The sequence below is a fragment of the Legionella shakespearei DSM 23087 genome (assembly GCF_000373765.1).
Classification (GTDB): Bacteria; Pseudomonadota; Gammaproteobacteria; order Legionellales; family Legionellaceae; genus Legionella; species Legionella shakespearei.
This window is the reverse complement of record NZ_KB892388.1, coordinates 59,214-79,201: the sequence shown is the minus strand read 5'-3', so window position 1 is coordinate 79,201 and position 19,988 is coordinate 59,214. Positions and strand designations below refer to the sequence as shown.

Sequence of the window (19,988 nt, the reverse complement as noted above, 5' to 3'; positions counted from 1 at the left end):
GATTCGGCGGCTCCTGTTGCCAGGGCTTTTGCTTCTGTGGCCAGGATTCCAGATTGATGATCTATCTTTTTTAAGGTTGCGTCTATCTTTTTGCCAAAGGTGCCTCCCATGAAGCCGGCTGTCAGGCCTGCTATTCCTAGTTGCGCCCAGTCGAAGTGTTGGTGTTTTCTCAGGCTTAAGCTTATTCCCTGGCTTAATGAATTTTGCTCCAGCATGGTGGCGGCGCTGCTGATGCTGAAATTTTGGGTTGGGGATAGCTTGTCTGCTGCGCTCATCAGAGCTTTGTATTGTTTTGATNCGCCAATNCCTCTNAGTAAGCCNGCTGTNGCTGCTGTGGCGAGGCCGTTGATTAGGGCTCCTTTAAAATCTATTTTATCCTGCAGCCCGATTGCGCTTGAAACTGCCTGGCTTGCCATGTTTCCNGTAAATCCTGCGGTGAANCCTGCGGCCATAGATCCCGTAAGNGAGGCCATGCCTCCTCCGGCCAGGACATTNGNTCCTATANNAAACAACGAAGTCAATGATGNGGCGTTGGCTACTCCTGCNAGAGCACCTATTATNCCNGCGGTNAGAACTGTAGCAACTACAGCCACTACAGCTACAACTATCCTGGAAAAGATCCCGTGGTGCTTTCTTNGTTCTGGTACAGGTGGCGGTGTGGGNGGTAANGGCGTTGTAGCGCTGATGTTGCCTATCATTTGATTGGCGTTGAGCACTTTGTGCGTTTTATTGCTGTGNTGTTGNCCGNTTGCTACNNCNGGNAGATTAATGCGTTGCCCTGTATGGAGTTGGTCAATGCCNCTGGCNTGGGCGTTTTTATTGCTGATGCCATTAGCATCAGCTATCAGATACCAGAGACTGCTGTCGCCATAAACTTGTAANGCAATGCTTTCCAGAGTATCACCAGCTTGTACTGTGTAAGCGCCCAGATTGTCTTGAGGTGCCTCTGGAGGGATTCCCTCCGCCGTTTTTTCTGAGGAACGACCTAAAAAGTCAGTGATGGATTCCCTTTTCATGCCCACTTTATCGGTAACACGCCATAAAAATCTGGCTGATTTATCTAAAGCAGCATGAGCGCCTGATGGGCTGAAGCCGCTGTAAACATTTAAGGATTGTTTTTTGTTCAGATCCAGGCGTAGGTCGCCAATGGTTTTTCCGGCGACATTTAAATAATTGGTTTGGCCATTTTTGTCTATGCGCCCTCTTATTCCATCAATGCTGCTGTTGCGGAAATAGGTTGTTGTCGTTTGCCCTTTACCATCAGCTGATTTATCTATCGCTGCTGTCATTTGACCATTCACGTCAAAACTGCGTGTGCTTCTGCCCGTTGTTGATGGCCTGTTGTCTACTGTTAACGTAGCGTCATCAAAACTTTGCTGGTAGCTATCCCATAAACTGTAAGTGTAATGGTGTTTTAATGTACTGCCTGGCCCACCATTGCTACTGTTTACCCTTAGTGATAAATCACTTAAATTATCCGCATTATCATAATAATAAAGTGTTTGCGACGTCTGTACGCCCTTACTGTTAGAAACACTAACAGCACTCACCATCCCATTTTTATAACTCGTTACGTTCTTTTGTGCCAGATTACCTCGTGCATCGAACAAATTTTCCACCGTCACTCGTCCAGCATCGTCATAAAATTTGGATTGCAGCGACTTTCCATCCTTTTGAATTAATTCCAGTTGGTTTTCTTTGTTATAAACGTAATGATATTTATGTAATGCGTTACTCTCATATTTAGTTGCATCCAGAATGTTGCCAGCGGCATCATAAGTCAAGGCGCTTCCCTGCTTTGCTGTAATGCTGATGTTGCCTTTAACCAATTGGCCTTTATTAATGGTCATTCGGTTATTTTCATCATAGGTATAATAATCATCAGAATTAATTCGCTCGTATCCGGTATAATTGGCGGATAATCTGGAATGTCGAATGTTTCCTACGGCATCATACTCATAATCAATTGCGAGCAAAGTACGATCTGGCGTAGGAAAGCGTTTGTCGGTATCAGCAGGGTTTCTGCGTCGTACTTGTACGAGACGCCCTAAAGCATCGTATTGATAACGATCTGTTTCTCTTACCCATCCGTCTTTTACTGTATCATCACGAGAAGATTCCTTGCTTATTAATTGCCCTGCCTCGTCGTACTCATATTCGACCACTTCATGCAGTGCTTTATCAGCATAAGTAATGAGTTTTCCGTCTCCTTGATAGAAGTATTTGATGTCTTGTCCTGATGTTGATTTTTGTTCGAGCAGAAGGCCGTTAGTATTGTATTTGTATGTTCTGACATGGCCTCCTAAATCGGTATGCTCTTTTAAACGCCCATCAGCAGTGTAACCCCAGCTTTGACTGTGTCCCAAGGCATCCGTTTCTTTGGTTTTATGTCCTTCATCATCATATTCATACAAAGTATTATGACCTCGGGCATCGCGACGTTGTACCTGGTTGCCTAAGGAATCATACCAAAACAATGTTTCTTCTTTAGATCCATTGCTTTGCTTTATTAATTGCCCCAGTTCATCGTACTCATAATTTTGTTGTGTTTTCGGAGTTTTGACTGAAATAAGACGGTTCATTGCATCGTAAACGTAAGTAGTTACCCCACCCAATTCATTAGTGACACTCTCTAATTGATCCAGTAGGTTGTAATGTCTATCACGCGAATTTCCTTTAGCATCCGTTTCTCGTATGATATTGCCCATAGCATCATACTCTTTGCTCACGGTATTACCGTTTGCATCGCTCATAGCAATAGCTCGTCCGAGTTCATCATAGAAGTAGTAATTGACGGGATTTAATAGTCGCCCTGTTCCATGCTCATCTACGACATATACTTGAGGCATTTTTTGTAGAACACATAGATTCAACGCGTTGTATTCATATCGTGTCTCATATCCCAGCGGATTAGTGCTGCTGAGGATGTTTCCCCAGCGATCGACCTGTTGTGACTGACGCATATGTTCCAAACGGGTTTCGCCACTTTTTTCACGGCTATTCACCGCATATTCTTTATCCTGAATTAACAGGTGTCCCAGAGCATCGTATGTATTATTTTGTCTTTGTAAATCGTATAACCAACGGTTTTCGTTAAAACTGCGAATATCATCAAAGCGGGAATCGGACAAATCGATACCCTCATAGCCTGAATCAGTCACAAATTTGTTAGTTGATGTAACGACCTGAGTCACATGATCAAGCAAATCATACACATAGATCTGATAGTATCCCTGGGAATTGGATCGCCATATCCGACCGCAATGATCATACTCAACATGAGTAGAAAAGTTTCCATCAATCCCTTTAGCGATGAGTTCACCGAAACTGTTGTATTGTGCATCCTCCGTTTTCAATGTTCCATTTTTCTTAAACGTTGCTGTTTGTATCAGATGATTATTCTTGTCGTATTGATAGGATTTATCCTGCAATAGTAACGTTCCATCAACCTGGCGAAACTCTTGCCAACTGCGTGCCAAATTACCATTGGCATCATAACTGTAATAAACAGAATGTTTCAGCGCATCAGTTTCAGAGATCACTTGTCCGAATACATCATATTCCTGTTGAGTTATGATATCCTGTTTTGATGCTCCTTTAAGGACAAAGTGCTCACTGTCAGCACCAGATACCCCCTGAGCCCAGCGTATTGTTTCGGTAAGATTTCCTAAAGCATCGTAACTGTAAGTTGTTGCTGCACGACCTTCGCGAGTTTGCGGCGCTACTTTCGCAATGAGTTGACCGGTTTGATCATAATAAAAGAAGGATGAATTACCCTGTGCATCTGTGGTTTCAGTTAAGTGCCCCATCGCATCATAGGCATAAGTTGTAGTTAAATCCCGAGCAATGGTTTCATAGCCCTTTCCATTTTCTTTTTTGCGATCGATGCTGACTTGCTTTAAGGTTTTGCTTTTCAATTGCCCTAATTCATCATAGGTAAAACTGGCTACTCTGTCCTTGGTGCTTTTCTGAGGTTCAGCATAAGATTCTGTAGTGTAATGAGTGCTTCTCTTATCGTATTCAATCATTAATTCCATATCACCAAAAGCAGTGTAAGTGTATGAAGTCAAATATCCTTCAGCATCGATTACCGCAGTTTTGTGACCATCCTTATTATAGTAGGTATACGTGTCAGACCAGGTTGACTCATTCATCTTTATAGAGGACTTAATGAGTTCCCCAAATGCATTATACGTATTTTTAGTGACAGGATTCAGATAATCATAACGATTGGTTTTAGCATTGTAAGTTCTTATTTTGTCGCGAGACACTTCCAGCAGTCGATTATCCAGATCATATTGATAGGTTTCATTGCGATCGTATTTGCTGTTTTGCACTGCTTTTGCAATATGATCAACATCATATTCACTGTCAGAGCTTAATTTAATGGAATTAGCATAGGTCGTTTTCTTTATCAAACGCCCTATAGAATCATAATAAAACCGGGTTACAGCGTTCTGTGCATCAACGCTGAAAATAAGTAATCCTTGTTCATTATAAGCATTATGTTTCCAATAGCCCGCTTTATCTCGCGTAGCTATGACTTCACCAAAAGCATTGTATTGTGTTTCTTCGAACAATGTTTGGTTTACTTCCTGTCGTGACTTTGAGGCAGAGTTTGATGCTTTATTAATGTGAACGTCAGGATATATCGTTTTTGTGCGATGATTGCTGTTGTCGTATTCATAAAAAACTGTTTGTTTCAGTCCTTCCGCATCTTTGATTACTGTAATCAGATTACCAAAATTATCGTAACTGTTTCTCGTAATAACAGAACACTCTTGTGTACCGGAAGACGAGGACACTTTAATTTGAGGAGAAATGGTTTCTGTCAGTTGATTTAACTCATCGTAATGATAAGTCCAGACGGATTGGTTTGCTTCTGTTTTAGATGTTACATTTCCTTGAGCATCATACTCATACTTTATAGCATGTTTCAGTGCATCAGTGTGTGTTTTCAAACGCCCTAAAGCATCGTAGTCGTAAAAGGTATTTTTATTGTTTTCATTCGTTAATTTAAATATATTATCTATGCGTTCTTTGGTGTAACTGTCCTCATGAATACGCGTTGCATGGGTTATTTCCTGAATAATATTACCTACATCATCATATCGTCTCTCCAGTACCGTACCTTCCCCACTGATTCGATAACATTCTCGCCCTGCATCGTCATAAATAAAATGAGTGGTTCTGTCATTAGGATTTTGAATTACCTCCAGAGAATCAGTTGTTTTTAATAGTAGAGCATGTTGTGTACTGGCAATGATTTTTCCATTTTCATTGTATTGGTAGGATTTAGCTACCCCTGCAGCGCTTACTTGTAAAATCAGCCATCCCGCCTGATTGTATGCATAACGAGTCGTTTGATCACGTGATGAATTTGCTTTTATTTTTTCTCTGATGTAATCCGCGCTCATAACTCTGGATGGAATACTGATTTCCTGCGCGTATTGGGTACTACTTACTAATTGGCCATTCACACCGTATCTGGATTCGGTGATATAGCCATTATTACTGCATTTGAAAATCAAGCGATTTAAGCCGTCATATGCATAGTGTAAAGTTCTTGAGTTTTCTTCTTTTGGAAGCGTCATGTCTCCATTTTTTAAATGTTCTATAGAAACTGCCTTACCGTAGTTACATTGATAGACCAGATTTCCATTCGCATCATACATATAGGTTGTAGCGTAACCGGCGGGATTAAAAGAGGTTACAAGACGCCCATTTCCATCGTAGACGCGAAACTGATATTGATCCTGACTTGATCTTTGAATGATTTGTTTTAAAGAGCCTTCACTATATTCTTGCAGGGAATCAATCGCTTTTGCATACGTGACAGTTTGAATTTGATTTCCATCTGAATCATAACTGTGCTCAGTGACAACACCTCGGGCGTTTATTTGATAGCGGCATTGATTGTTCGCATCAAAGACATAATGAGTACTATGCTTGTTGGCATCAGTAACACAAATAACATTGTCGTTATTGTCATAACTATAAGTTGTTTTCAGGTTTAAGCCGTCCGGGTCAACTATTGTTGCTACCCGCCGGCCTAAATGATCCCACTCATATGCGGTGGTTTTATTTTTTCCATGGCGATTGACTTCGGTCTGTCGAATTAATAATCCCCGATCATCGTAAATATATTCGGTTATCAGATTTAAACCATGGGGATCAACACACGATTGTATTAAATTACCCTGACTGTCATAAGTAAATTGTTTGATAAGGCCATTTGCTTCAATGATTTGCAACTGTCTTCCGATGGCATCGTAATTATAGCGGGTTTGTATATTTAAGCCATCAGGATCTACAGTTTTTGATAAGACATGCCCTGAGGCATCATAGGTATAAGCAATGACATGACCACCTGCATCTTTTTGAATAATCAGATTTCCAGTCTCATCATAACTGTACTCCTTAAAGCTACCCTCTGGAGTATTAGCCCGTATCAACTTTCCTCTTTCATCGTAATGAAAATCGGTGCTATATCCATTAGCATCTTTCATGCTAATTTTGTCGCCGAAGGCATTAAAATGGGAAATGATTTGTGAGTGATCATGTGGATGAATTAAGGTCAGGGTCTGATTTTCATCGTCATAGCTGAATTGATTACGCACTTCTGTCTTATTGTAATAAGACTCAGCAAGAACTCTACCAAAAGCATCATAAGTCAGTGTCTTTGCATCATGATTGGCGTTCTCAACAACTATCTGTTCACCACGTTTATTAAGTACAAAACTGATGCTATGGGACATGCCATCCGTTTGTTTTGTTACCCATCCGAAGGAATCGTATTGAACTCTATTAGTTTTAGCTATCCCACCAAAATCATCAATACGCTTCACTAATAAGCCGCGTCTGTCATACTCCATAGCCATGATTTTGTTGCTTGTTACAGTGAGACGCTGAATGGTACATTCTATTTCCCCAAAGGCATTGTATTGCGTTTTCATCTCACCTTGAGTACCACTATGTTTGGCTATCAGTTGGCCTAGAGTGTTGTAACTGTATGTGGTTATCTCATCATAACGGTCATTTTTGATGCTGAGCAGTTGCTCTTCAATATCCTTCGTATTCAGGATATTAATCTTGCTTTTTAGAAAAGCACTGTATTTTCTGGTGTACGACAATTGATTGAATTCGTTATAGCGTGTTTCTGTCACTCCGCCATCTGCATTGATTACGTATTTTAGTTGTGCCTCTTCATCATAGAAATAATAAGTAGATTGCTGTAATGCATTGGTTTTACGGCAAAGTAATCCAGCATGATTATATTCATAATTTATGCTGTGTTTTAACCATATTTGCTCTATTTCTGCATCAGTTCTATTCTTGTTATCCAAAAGTGCGCACCCTGTTTCATCAAGGCTTTGAATTATCCGCCCCAGTGCATCATAGCGGTAACGCTGCTCACGTACTGTTTGAGTTTTCGCATCGCCAAGACTTTTAGACTTAAGCTGTTTCATCTCATCATAGCTGTAACGAGTTATCAGGCCTGTATGGCTTTTTTCCTCGATGAGCAAGCCCAGATCATTGTATTTATAGTAACTGTGGTGATCGTTTTTTTGAGCTGATGATCGGATTTGATCTATTGTTATTTCATCGCTGGAAACGGGTATGGAAACTGGACGCTCATAGGAGCATTTCTCCTGAAGCAAGCCCTGTTCATTATAACGATATTCAGTAATGTACCCTTCAGCATCGATATCAGCTGTTTTAAGCCCTCGAGCATCATAAAGCGCGTAGGTACGAATATCGCGACTGGCATCGCTCAAAGGCTTATCGTGTTGCCAATCTCCAGTTAATGCTGTTCCTACGGCATTAGAATAGCGGCATTTTTCAATAAGATTGTCCAACCTGTCATAGCGATACGATGTGGCATATCCCTCACCATTGATTTCTGCTTCAAGACGCCCCAGGGCATCGTAATAATAGAGTTTGCTTCTATCGCCCTGATCTCTTGTTATATGAATATCTGTGGCTTTAAGTATCTGTTCTGGCTGGTAATTCTTGAGTCGTTGCGCGTATGCCGTTGATTTGACGAGATTTCCCTGTGTATCATATTGATAGGCAATTACTGCTCCTTCTGCATTAATAGAATAGGCAATCTGGTTAAATTCGTTATAAACAGTTTGGCTTATCCTGTCATTGGCTGAAGAGGCAGGTCTTATTTGCTCAAAGGTTGGTAATTTGTTTATCCAGCCTGAAGTGGACACGTGATGTTGGTATTGATGAGTTTGTAATATCAAACCTTCATCGTTGTAAACATATTCAGTAACCATTCCACTGGAGTTCACCCGTGCTTTCAGCCTTCCCTGAGCATCATAAAAATAATAAGAACTTAACCCATCTGGTCCTGTTTCTGCAATTAAACGCCCGGCCTCATCGTATTTATAGACAGTACTGCCATACTGATGGTTATTGTCCAGGCGCAGCACCGATAAAAGCATACCGCTGCGATCATAAATACTGATGGTTTGTAATCCATTAGCATCTGTTTTAATAATACGATGGCGTTCATCATCGTATTCTATGCGTTGGATATTGTTTTGATTATCTACAGTCTGAATTAAACGTCCTAGATCATCATATAAATATTGAGTAGTACTCCATCCACCATTAAATGGAATGCTCTTTTCAACCAGGCGACCAGCTGCATCATAACGGCAATGAGTAATCAAGGCGTTCTTTTGCACTCCCTGCCCTGAGCTATTGACTTGTTCGTAGCGTATCTCTTCTGTAAGCTGACCTAGCCAATCATATTTATATTCCGTCAAGTTAACGCTTTGTGGATCTTGCTTGTTTATCCAGGTGTACATTTCCTCAAGGTTAATGTTTTGGTCTTCATCCAACGCACTTACATTAATTGATTTTTTTAAATAAGTACGGCTGCTGGTTAATTGTCCCTGCTCATCATAGCGGTGTTCGGTCACAGTGCCATCGGCTGCGATAACAAACAGTAAATGACCTTTCTTATCGTATACATAGCGCGTGGTTTTTGGATGGATGGGATGATGATTGCCGTCAAAAGATTGGTATTGGGTTTCAGAAACAAGATGATGTTCCGAATCATAGCTGCGTTTGGTTATTTGACCTGAGGGTTCCTCTATATAAATACAATCCCCCTGCTCGTTGTAACGAAATCTCCATACCTGATCACCCTGAACAATAGAGCTTAGATGTTTGCCTTCATAATAATAGCGAATCCGGTAATGTTCTGGTCCATCAATCCCGGTCAATCTGTTTTTATCATCATAAAAATAGGTCCAGGATTCACCTTTACCGTTGGTTACAGTTGTTTTACCTTGTCCGTATTCATAAATGCTAACTCGCCCCTCACCATCAAGCAGTTTTTTAACTCGGCCTTTTTCATCATATTCTATATGTAATGAAGTACCATCAGATTGTCTGATATCAGAAATCAAATCTGAATCACCTTCATAATCATAGGTAATCCAATAGCTCTTTCCTTGTCCCAGATCGCGACTTACTTTATGCAAACGATTGTGTTCGTCATATTCATAATGAAGATGATGTATGAGCGTTCCATTACTGGTTGTTTTCACGTCTTGCAATAACCCGTTTTTAAACGACCAGGTTATTTTCTGTTTTCCACTTTGATCGATGACCGTAGTAAGAAGTCCTTTATCGTATTTCAGGTAGACACTATGCCCATCCAAATCTGAAATATGAGTAAGCTGACCTTCCTGATTGTAATAACAGGAAGTTTTTTGTTTGCCTTCATGGTATACCCACTCGCCTTTACTGAAGGTCAATAGTGCAGTTCCCCCATCATCTGGAAGATATGCTTTCTTCTTTGTATCGTAATGAAAACTGCTTCTATGTCCATCTTCATCGACACGAATAATGGATGAGCCCTTGGCGTTGATTTCGCCGTTCACTTCCAATCGTGATTGCATATTAAAACACCAGGAGGCACCAGACTTTCCCCGGGAATTATAGGTTTGAAACAAATCCAGTCCAAAACCTATATCCGCCAGAAAACCATCAGACTGCCTGAGTACCAGATTACCATTGGCAGCATTAACATAAACCGATTCGCCACCTTGTCCTAAAGCAGCACTCCCTTTGGGACCATAACTCCCCAATCCAAGTGAGGAACCGTGTAATCCTAATCCTTCTCCGGTAAATATCTGTGTCATAATACATCCTGATAATTTTTGTTATTATTTTATCGAGTTAAATGCAAGCTGATTGGCTTTGATTTGCCACCTGGTATATTCCTGATAATGACCTTCACCTCAACCTCTTTATCAATATCCTCGGGTACCTTATCCGCAATCAGTTGGTTATGCTCTATTCTCAACCAATAAGGTTGGCTATTTTCATCGGCAAATTCAATCTCATAGGGTATGGTGTCGTATTCTGGATAGACATCACTGTGTTCCACAAAGTCATAGATATAAGCTTGCCCTGGATAAAGAATGGGTAAAACCTGAGTATTGTTTTTAAAACGCGGGGTTTTCTCTTTATCAATATTAATTTGCAAGGGAACTGTTACTGGCTCTGAACTGCCGCCTGTTACTGTGCTTGCTCTTAAGGTGAGCATGAATTTTTTCCCTGTCGCATTCATCGGGACTGTGCCGTTTAACATTGTAGGATTGACAGGTGATACGTTAATCCAGTCTGCGTCAGGAGTTACCTTGTCTAAAATCAACTGCAAGGAATTGTCAAAGGCTGGATCATGTATGTACTGAGACAAGTTTTCATGCAGTTGCGATCCTGCATCTTTGCAAAGCTCAAAGGTATCGATTACAGGGATTTTCTCAGGATCATGAGCTACGGGAATTTTTAACGTAAAAGGTTCTGAATCGCCACCAGTGTTTGATGTTGCAATCAGATTTATCTCAACATCAGTTCCGCCAATGCCATCTGGTACTTCGCCTGTTAAAAGTAAGCCATCTGCTTTTGATATGGTTAACCAATCAGGTGTATTTACTCTTTTTTCTATACGGAATGAGACTTGATTGGTTACTTTAAATCCCGTTTGCGGTTCAATAAGATTCATCAACGCCATGTGGTATTTTTTTCCGGAGACGGCGGTGACAACAGGATATATTTCTTTAAATACAGGTTTATCTTTGATGTTGGCCTCAACATCAATGCGCAAGCTAACTGGCTCAGCGCTGCCATTTTTGTTTCTGGCTGTTACTTTAAAGATATAGGTTCCTGTATGGCTAGGTTTACCAGTGAGCGCAACAAGTGAAGGGTCAAAATGTAAACCATCTTGTTCTGCTGGTTCTACCGTAACTACCACGTTGGTACCAGCCCTGACATTTTCATCATAATATTTTATTGCTGGCTTGAGATTATAAATAAACGCCAAGTTCGCAGTAGCTGATTGTGGCATCATAGTTGCCATAGATAATTTATGAGGAACTACGCGAACGGAAAAATAGCTCGTTGCAAAAGGCCAATCCCAATGATAACCACTTTCTTTCCCCCAGATCCTGTAACCGAGACTGCCCTGGATGACTTTACCTAATTGAACACCAGGAATTACGAGCTTCATATGGCAAGTTCCATAGAAATAATAGCCAGTATCGTAGGGAATGGCAGGACAAACTCCTGAAACATAGTGCAAAGAACTTCCGGCCGGGATCGTCCAATGTTTATAAGTTCGCAGAAATCCATAATTCAGTTGAACGGGTATGCTAAGTGTTTCGCCATAAAATACTGTAGATGGCGGGCTCTGATTAAAAAAGAGGGTAATTGCAGGGTACTGAAAGCCATAGCTATTAAAACACCAATATAGCAGGCAGAATGATAACATTTTTCTCACAACTTCAATCCTTTTTACGAGATAAGACAAATCAAATAGCTTTAAATTTCCTATAAAGCGTATTAGTTTGAAAAAGCAAAATTTGTTGAAATGACGTATATTAAAAGAGAAAAAATGAGTATTACCTGATGTTTTATGACAAATGATACGAGGCATTCCATTAATTTGTGTTGGATTTTATTTTGATTCTTCATGATTCTACTCCTTAGTTTCCATATGGCAATTCCAAGCCGATTGAGATATTAAACAATGGTGTTGATAGAGTCAATTAGAAAATGAAGATTTTGTTATTTTTGTTTTGGGAAATGAAATAGGGACTTGTAAGGCACTAACATTAAGTTGACGTGAGTTATGGATAAGAATATTGATTTACCTCGATCCGTTCAGGCTGAGGATCTTCTGAAAGACATGGTGCCAGTATTTGGAGATCTTTCGCGCAAAAAGACGCACTCAGGACGACGTGGAACGGTGAATAGCGAAGAATATGTGTAGAAGAGTCAGAGCCGCCTTGCAGCCGGGCTTGTGTACCCTGCTGCAAACAGATTTCGTAGTCCGTATCGGGCATGGCCGTAATACGGAAATTAGTTCAGTGCCACTTCGATCCCGGCTGCAAGCAGACCGGGCTACAAACCCAACGCGCCATTAGGATTGGGTTAAGCACTACTCTTTGGGTAGGCTGGCTAGAAACTCAGTGACCTGCTTTGGCGTTAGCTCGTAGGTTTGGCCTCGGGTTAAATACCTTGGCATGGAGAGCATGCCGTATCTGACTCTGATTAAGCGGCTTACTTCTACTCCTTGCGACTCCCACAGACGGCGCACTTCGCGGTTTCTGCCTTCATTCAGGGTGACGTGATACCAGCTGTTAGAACCGGCTCCGCCACGAAACTCTATTTTGGTAAATTGAGCCATGCCATCATCAAGCTGTACGCCCTTTTGTAAGTTCGATAAAGCTTCCGGACTCACCTGGCCATGCACTCGGACAGCGTATTCCCTTTCCAATCCGTATTTGGGATGCATTAACTGATTGGCTAATTCACCATCATTGGTAAAAATTAATAATCCGGAGGTATTCACGTCCAAACGGCCTACCTGAACCCATCGTCCTTGTCTGATGTGGGGCAAATGATCAAAGACTGTTTTTTCAAACTTGGGGTCATGACGGCTTGAAATTTCTCCTACAGGCTTATGATAAAGGAGCACCCTGGTATTTTGTTTTACCTTTAAGGGATTAGCTATCAATTTTCCTTTGACTGTAATTTTATCTAATGGGCCTGCTGAATCGCCCAGTTTGACAGGTTTGCCATTAACCTGCACCCAGCCGTTTTCAATCCAGCGTTCCATTTCACGGCGTGAACCAAGACCGGCCTGACTTAATATCTTTTGTAACCTTTCGCTGCTCATTCAGTAACACACTCTTCTTTAGGTTGGCTTGCAGTATGCAAAGTCAATGTATCCATCACTTCGGGCAAGGATGGAAGTTCATTTAAATAATTAAGATTAAAATAGTTCAAAAACTCTTTGGTTGTGGTATATACCGCCGGTTTTCCAGGTACATCTTTATGACCTGCGATGCGAATCCATTCTCGTTCCATCAAGGTTTTCATAATCTGGCTGTTAACTGCTACCCCGCGGATTTCTTCAATATCCGCACGTGTAACCGGTTGCTTATAAGCAATTATCGCCAAAGTTTCAAGTAAAGCTCGAGAATACTTGGCTGGCTTTTCAATTTGCAGCCGCGCAACCCATTCACTGTAAGCTGATTTGGTCTGTACTTTATAGCCACTGGCGACTTCTATCAACTCAAAAGCTCGTTCGCTATAATCTGCCTGCAGTTCATTAATCGACTTCTTAAGCTGTTCTGTTGATGGCCTTTGCCATTCATCAAAAACCTCAAGTAACTTTTCAACCGACAAAGGTTCATTGCTGCTTAAAAGTAATGCTTCAATAATTTTTTTTAATTCCTGTTCATCCATTTTATGCAGCCTGAAGATGAATCGGCGAAAAAGCCTGATTTTGGGTAATAACGATTAAAGATTGCCTTGCCAGTTCAAGTATAGCCAATAAACTGACAACCAAACCCATCCGCCCTTCTTCAAAGGTAAATAATTGGCTGAATTCTACCACTTTATGCTCTTGCAGTTGAAGTAAAACAATGCTCATACGCTCACGTACCGACATTACTTCTCTGGAAATCTGATGATGGGTCATGTGCTCTTCCCTTTTCAATAATCCCCCCATAGCATCAATCAAGTCAGCCAACTCTACGTCAGGATGTACTTTTATGGTTTCAATTTCATCAGGATTAACCTGAACAGTAAAGTGATCTCTATCTCTTCTTGGCAGCGCATCCAGCATTTCTGCTGCTATTTTAATTTGCTCATAGGCCTGCAATCGTCTAACCAACGCCATTCTGGGATCTTCCTCATCTTCCTCTTCAGAATTCGGTGCTGGAGGCAAAAGCAATCTTGATTTGATTTCTGCAAGCATGGCGGCCATCAGCAAATAATCTGCGGCTAACTCCAGGCGTCTGCACTCCATGAGCTGGATGTATTGCAGATATTGTTTGGTGATACTCACCATGGGAATGTCCAGAATATCAATATTTTGCTTTCTGATAAGATATAACAGGAGATCCAGAGGTCCGCTGAAAGAATCCAGCAGAACCTCTAAAGCATCAGGCGGTATGAATAAATCATCAGGAACCTGAGTAAGTTCTTTACCATCAACGATAGCCCTTATCTCAGGTTTGCTTTCTAACTCAGCTTCCATCAATAATCTAATCCCATGACTTCCCTGACTGTGTTTAGCGTTTTGATTCCTTCTTCACGGGCAGCTTCACTGCCTTCCGACACAATTCGTTTTACAGATCCCAGATCTGTTTCGTAATCAGCAATAGCTTCCTGTATCGGTTTTAATTCCAGATTGATTGCATCAACAATAGGACGCTTGCAATCTACACAGCCTATACCTGCGGTTGTGCATCCTTTTTGTACCCAATCTTTAACATCATCTTTGGAATAGATTTTATGGAATTGCCAGACAGGGCATTTTTCCGGATCACCGGGGTCAGTTCTTTTGATGCGTGCCGGATCAGTAGGCATAGTCAATATTTTCTTTTCAACCTGCGCAGGCTCTTCTCGTAGCATAATAGTATTATGATAGGATTTGGACATTTTTTGTCCATCAGTGCCCGGCATTTTTGAGGTTTCGGTCAATAAAGGTTGAGGCTCTGGTAAAATGATTTTACCGCTGCCATCCAGATAACCTAACAAACGTTCTTTATCACCAATAGAAAGGTTTGATTGATCTTCCAGCAATGCCTGAGCAGTTTTTATCGCTTCATGAACGCCATTTTCCTGATACTGACGTCGCAGTTCACTGTACATTTTGCCGTTCTTTTTACCCATTTTCTTAATCGCGTCATGAGCCAACTCTTCGAAATTGGGTTCTTTGCCGTAAAGATGATTGAAACGACGTGCAATTTCTCGCGTCAGTTCGATATGGGCAACCTGATCTTCCCCCACAGGGACGTAATCAGCATGGTAGAGCAGGACATCAGCACTTTGTAATAAGGGATAGCCGAGAAAACCATAGGTGGCTAAATCTTTCTCTTTGAGTTTTTCTTGCTGATCTTTATAAGTAGGTACGCGCTCCAGCCAGCCGAGTGGCGTAATCATAGACAGCAGTAAATGCAGTTCCGCATGCTCAGGCACCCAGGACTGAATAAATATTTTTGACAGACCTGGATTTACCCCACAAGCCAACCAGTCAATGATCATATCCCAGAGATGTTTTTCAATTGAGCCTGAATGTTCGTACTGGGTAGTCAAGCCATGCCAATCTGCGGCGAAAAAGAAGCAATCATATTGATGTTGTAATTTAATCCAGTTTTTTAATACACCATGGTAATGTCCAAGATGTAATCTTCCACTGACACGCATTCCAGAAACGACTCGTTTATTGGAAGTAAATAATGCTGACATCAATATCCTCTTATAGTTGTTAAAGTCTGTGCTGAATGGCACTCTCTTAAGGTTTTTTAACTCGATTCGTGGCTCGGTCTACAAAATATCTTAAGTACGTGCCATTCAGGCTGTTCTTATTATCTGAAAGGCTCTGGGTCGCCTTTTCCCTCTCTTAAAATGACAGGATAATCTCCGGTTAGATCCACTACAGTAGTAGGTTCATGGCCACAATTACCACCATCAATGATTAAATCGGTCTGGTTGCCTAATAAATCTTTTATCGCTTCAGGCTCACTTAAGGGAGCTTTTGCCCCTGGCAGGATTAAAGTCGTACTCATCAGAGGAGCCTCAAGACTTTCCAGTATGGATAAAGTAATCGTATTATCCGGAACTCGTAGCCCTAAAGTCTTTCTTTTGGGATGCAGCATTAATCGCGGCACTTCCTGTGTTGCATTCAGAATGAAGGTATAAGATCCTGGCGTAAATGCTTTCAACAATCTGAAGATAGGGTTAGTTACCTTTGCATAAGTTCCCAGTTGCGATAAATCGCGACAAACCAGCGTCATATTATGGTTTTTATCCAATTGCCTTAGTTTTCTGATACGTTCCAAAGCCGATTTATTACCCAGGCTGCAACCAAGCGCATAGCCTGAATCGGTTGGATAGACGATTAATCCACCTTCCTCAATTATGGATACAGCTTTTCTCACCAAGCGAGCTTGTGGATTATCAGGATGTAATGCAAAAAACTGACTCATAAAGTCCCCTGTTAAATGTTCCATTCATGCCAAATAGGCGTACAGTTTACTGGTAGTTGTTGTTGACGTCCAAGGTTTATCCGTGACGCAGTATCACTATGATAATCTGAACCGGAAGAGGCGAGCAAATTAAAACGCACACTTGTTGCTGCCATTTCCCTGATTTGAGTGATATTCATTTCACCTGAAACAACCTCTATTCCCGTCCCTCCAGCATCCTTAAACTCATTGATTAACTCATGCAATTTGGAACGCGTCAATCCATATTTAAGTGGATGAGCAATTACTGCCTGGCCATGGGATTTTACAATTCCCTCTACAGCTTCCCGAATACTAATCCAGGGTGTAGGTATATAGCCACATTTACCTCGCCCCAGAAACTGTTTGAATGCTGCTTGCATATCCCGGCTCTTGCCTTCGTTAACCAAAACCTGTGCAAAATGGGGGCGTCCCACTCGTTTATGGCCGGCCAGTTCGCAGGCCTTGTCATAGGCATTTTCAACACCAACATTTTGCAAGGACTCTCCAATTTGCTCCGCCCTTTCTATACGACTGTGGTTTTGATGTTGAATCAAATCATGTAATTCAGGAGTATGATCAATTTGATAACCCAGAATATGAATGTCGTATTTTTTCCAGCGTACACTGAGCTCAATACCATGAATAATTTTAATCTCTGTATTTTGCGCAGCAGACATCAACTCGTCATAGCCGGCGACAGTATCATGGTCAGTAAGAGACAAACAGCGAAGCTGTTGATTTTGCGCCTTTTGTATTAATTCCGCAGGGCTTAACGCTCCGTCAGAAAAATAACTATGGCAATGAAGGTCTATCATAAATGCTTAATAAATAAAAAACAGGATTATAACATGTTTATGCAAGAATAAACGCTCAAAGAGCCCTGATTTTGCTTCAGGGCTCTCATAAATTTTACGTTAATGAAAAAACAGGCACGTCTTTATGTTCAAGAGTAGAAACAAGATCAGACAAACTATTGAAGATGCCTTCATAAGGTAATTCACCATGGCATAAATATTCAATAATGGCCAGATACTTATAGCTGGCTGAATCCGTTTCCCCTTTACTTTCTTTTGATGATTTAAGCTGGAGAACAAGAGGAAGTACGTCATCCATATATCGCGCTGGAGCGCTGCTTTTAAACAGTTGCCAAACAGGAGCTGTTTCAGGTAATTTTTCTGATAAATCCAACATCTGCCCCTTAATTGCAGTTAATAAATCAGGGTTAAATCGTCTGTTGGGAAATGACTGGAGTTTATGGAATAGAGAGATGATGCTACTGTCTCCTTCAATCAATCCATTGGACTTCAGCATTTTATCCAAAGCCTCAGATACCTCACCAGCTTCAACTTTTGTGAAAAGCAAATTGATTGATAACATATCACATAAAGATTCTTCCAGGTTGATTTCTTCATCCAGACGCAACATGGATCTGAACAGCATCTGGAAGTTCTGCGGCAGCCTTTTAAAGGCCAGAGAGTTGAATATATGGTGTTGAAGTTCTTCTTTATAAATAGTAATAACCTGTTCAGCTGAAGGGAAAGTCACAATCGGCTCCGATGTGACTTCATCGGTATTGATAACCATTGCAGGAACAGGATTTGAATAATCATTAGCAACCGCTCTGCGAAACATACTGAATTGCGTTAATGGCTTGCTTGCAGTCGCTGTTGGAAGCGGAGCATAGCGGCGATTTATAGCAGCATCATAAAACTCTTCAACCATGCCCGGTTCCCAAAATTGCAGCAGAGTCAGACCTAGAGACCATAAATCACAACGCTGATTTCTGTGCAGTACTCGTTTATTGTGTTCAATCAGGCGATGAGTCCTGTTTTTGCTTGTTAGCTCTGGACTGATTGGCATATCGCTGTAAGGTGCCAAATAGCGGTTATCATTCAATGTTGACGTGACCTTCAATTTACCTGAATCATCAAGATAACAAGCAGCACCAAAATCAGAAAAAGAGACCTGGGCATCACGAGTGAACAGGGTATTTTCCGGTTTTATATCATTAATCGCTGTATTAGCTGCATGTATTTTTACCATCGAAGGCATCAATTTCTGAAATACATAATAAAAAAGTTGCTCCCTGTCTTTTACATCGAGATAACTGGCTTTATTAATAATATCCATGCCATTGCCCAAATCAGCAAGAGGAAGAAACTGATAAATTTGAATTCCATCAGGATTCTGGACAACGACGGCATCTTTTATCAAAAGGAGCGCATCATCCAATCCATGGCTTTTCAAAACAGAATGAACTTCAATTTCACTCATAGTGTCTAACAATACTTTACCTCGGGGAACAAGAGGAATAAGTGGAGCAGAAAGCTGAGAGTCATCTGAAGCACTAAGCTTTATTTCAGGTACTTTGGTATGGCTTGATGCAGCCTCGCCATCAGCGTTAGCAGTAGCGATTTGTCTTGGTAATTCATTTTCATTTAAGACAGCCCTTACGGCATAAAATAATCCACTGTCATCTTTGGCAAGAGAAACAAATGAAAAGGTACCTTGTCCTAATCTGTGTATATCAATATCTGCATCATCAGAATTGTTGCCTGTAATTTTCTTTGCTACATCAGGATGGGCTTTTTCCAGAGCTTCCCTGTCAGTCAGAGTGAGCTGAGACAATATGTGGAATGTCCTTTTAGAACCATCAGAACGGGTCAGAGTTAACGAATGCACATCATCACTTACCTTTCTTTCAGAAACCTGTGAAAATGAAGCATGAGGCTTTATTGGTGATACCGGATTACTGGCTGATAAGCCTCCATCGCCAGGCTGAGGAAAGAATCGTGGGACATTAACATTCAGCGGATTACTGCTTGACGCAATGGCATACCTTCCCTTTGGAGCTGGCGCTGTCATTTTTATAACACCAGGCACAGGATGATTTGACGTTGATTTAAATTGTCCCGCCTCAGTGTGAACAATCCGGTTGTCGCGATGATGTTCTTTACCCGTACTTTTACGTCGATGGTGTTTGTCTTTTGATCCGATAGGCATTTGAGTACAACAGATTTTAGTTAATGAGCGCTTATTGTATCATTGTTGGACAAGATGTATAGCATTAATTGTACATAAATTTATAGTATTTTAGCGATTCTACTCTGCTCCAAGTCAGCACTGCCATTAAGTTAACGTGAGTTTCGGATAAGAACGTTGTTTTATCCAGTGTTTACCTCGATCCGTTCGGGCTGAGGAAGCGCGATAGCGCTGTCTCGAAGCCTTGGCAGGGTGCTAAAGCTTCGAGACGAGGCTACCGCCTCTCCTCAGCCCGAACGGCATCGAAGTAACGACTGGATAAAACAACGTTCTTATCCGAAACTCACGTTAAGTTAAGCGCTACTCCACCGTACCGCGGCTTGTCCGCGGTATCCAGAGATCTAAGTTCGGAGTGAGATTCCTGGATCCCGCGGACAGGCCGCGGGACGGCGGAAT

General features: G+C 41.3%; 9 protein-coding genes. All 9 read right to left on the bottom strand.

The window, feature by feature from the left end:
- Window positions 1-9,923, bottom strand: a 9,923-nt coding sequence (locus tag B094_RS17730) for a LysM peptidoglycan-binding domain-containing protein (protein ID WP_487042749.1), incomplete at its 3' end; no start/stop codon positions are given.
- A 272-nt stretch (window positions 9,924-10,195) separates the two neighbouring features.
- Window positions 10,196-11,797 (bottom strand): putative Ig domain-containing protein, encoded by a 1,602-nt coding sequence (locus B094_RS0104520; RefSeq protein ID WP_018576613.1) that lies wholly within the window; start codon window positions 11,795-11,797, stop codon window positions 10,196-10,198.
- Window positions 11,798-12,466: 669 nt separating this feature from the next.
- Window positions 12,467-13,207 (bottom strand): 23S rRNA pseudouridine(2605) synthase RluB, encoded by a 741-nt coding sequence (rluB, locus tag B094_RS0104510; RefSeq protein WP_018576611.1) that lies wholly within the window; start codon window positions 13,205-13,207, stop codon window positions 12,467-12,469.
- Window positions 13,204-13,779, bottom strand: coding sequence for an SMC-Scp complex subunit ScpB (gene scpB / locus B094_RS0104505; RefSeq protein ID WP_018576610.1), 576 nt, complete (start codon window positions 13,777-13,779; stop codon window positions 13,204-13,206). The genes rluB and scpB overlap by 4 nt, the downstream gene beginning before the upstream one ends.
- 1 nt (window position 13,780) lies before the next feature.
- Window positions 13,781-14,575, bottom strand: a complete 795-nt coding sequence (locus tag B094_RS0104500) for a segregation and condensation protein A (protein ID WP_018576609.1) — start codon at window positions 14,573-14,575, stop codon at window positions 13,781-13,783.
- Window positions 14,575-15,789, bottom strand: a complete 1,215-nt coding sequence (locus B094_RS0104495) for a tryptophan--tRNA ligase (RefSeq protein ID WP_018576608.1) — start codon at window positions 15,787-15,789, stop codon at window positions 14,575-14,577. Before B094_RS0104495 ends, B094_RS0104500 begins: the two co-directional genes overlap by 1 nt.
- A 119-nt stretch (window positions 15,790-15,908) precedes the next feature.
- The gene (locus B094_RS0104490; RefSeq protein WP_018576607.1) at window positions 15,909-16,529 is read right to left on the bottom strand and encodes an L-threonylcarbamoyladenylate synthase; all 621 of its coding nucleotides are present in this window, start codon (window positions 16,527-16,529) and stop codon (window positions 15,909-15,911) included.
- An 11-nt stretch (window positions 16,530-16,540) separates the two neighbouring features.
- Entirely contained in the window at window positions 16,541-17,365 is an 825-nt protein-coding gene (locus B094_RS0104485) for a PHP domain-containing protein (protein WP_018576606.1), read from the bottom strand.
- Window positions 17,366-17,459: 94 nt separating this feature from the next.
- Window positions 17,460-19,553 carry a protein kinase family protein gene (locus B094_RS0104480; RefSeq protein WP_081621029.1) on the bottom strand — a complete coding sequence of 698 codons (2,094 nt, stop codon included), beginning with the start codon at window positions 19,551-19,553 and terminating at the stop codon, window positions 17,460-17,462.
- Window positions 19,554-19,988: the final 435 nt, after the last annotated feature.

Excerpts from the sequence above, each read along its gene's own strand:
- B094_RS0104520 (WP_018576613.1), bottom strand. The coding sequence starts at position 11,797 with ATGTTATCATTCTGCCTGCTATATTGGTGTTTTAATAGCTATGGCTTT.
- rluB (WP_018576611.1), bottom strand. The coding sequence starts at position 13,207 with ATGAGCAGCGAAAGGTTACAAAAGATATTAAGTCAGGCCGGTCTTGGT.
- scpB (WP_018576610.1), bottom strand. The coding sequence starts at position 13,779 with ATGGATGAACAGGAATTAAAAAAAATTATTGAAGCATTACTTTTAAGC.
- B094_RS0104500 (WP_018576609.1), bottom strand. The coding sequence starts at position 14,575 with ATGGAAGCTGAGTTAGAAAGCAAACCTGAGATAAGGGCTATCGTTGAT.
- B094_RS0104495 (WP_018576608.1), bottom strand. The coding sequence starts at position 15,789 with ATGTCAGCATTATTTACTTCCAATAAACGAGTCGTTTCTGGAATGCGT.
- B094_RS0104490 (WP_018576607.1), bottom strand. The coding sequence starts at position 16,529 with ATGAGTCAGTTTTTTGCATTACATCCTGATAATCCACAAGCTCGCTTG.
- B094_RS0104485 (WP_018576606.1), bottom strand. The coding sequence starts at position 17,365 with ATGATAGACCTTCATTGCCATAGTTATTTTTCTGACGGAGCGTTAAGC.
- B094_RS0104480 (WP_081621029.1), bottom strand. The coding sequence starts at position 19,553 with ATGCCTATCGGATCAAAAGACAAACACCATCGACGTAAAAGTACGGGT.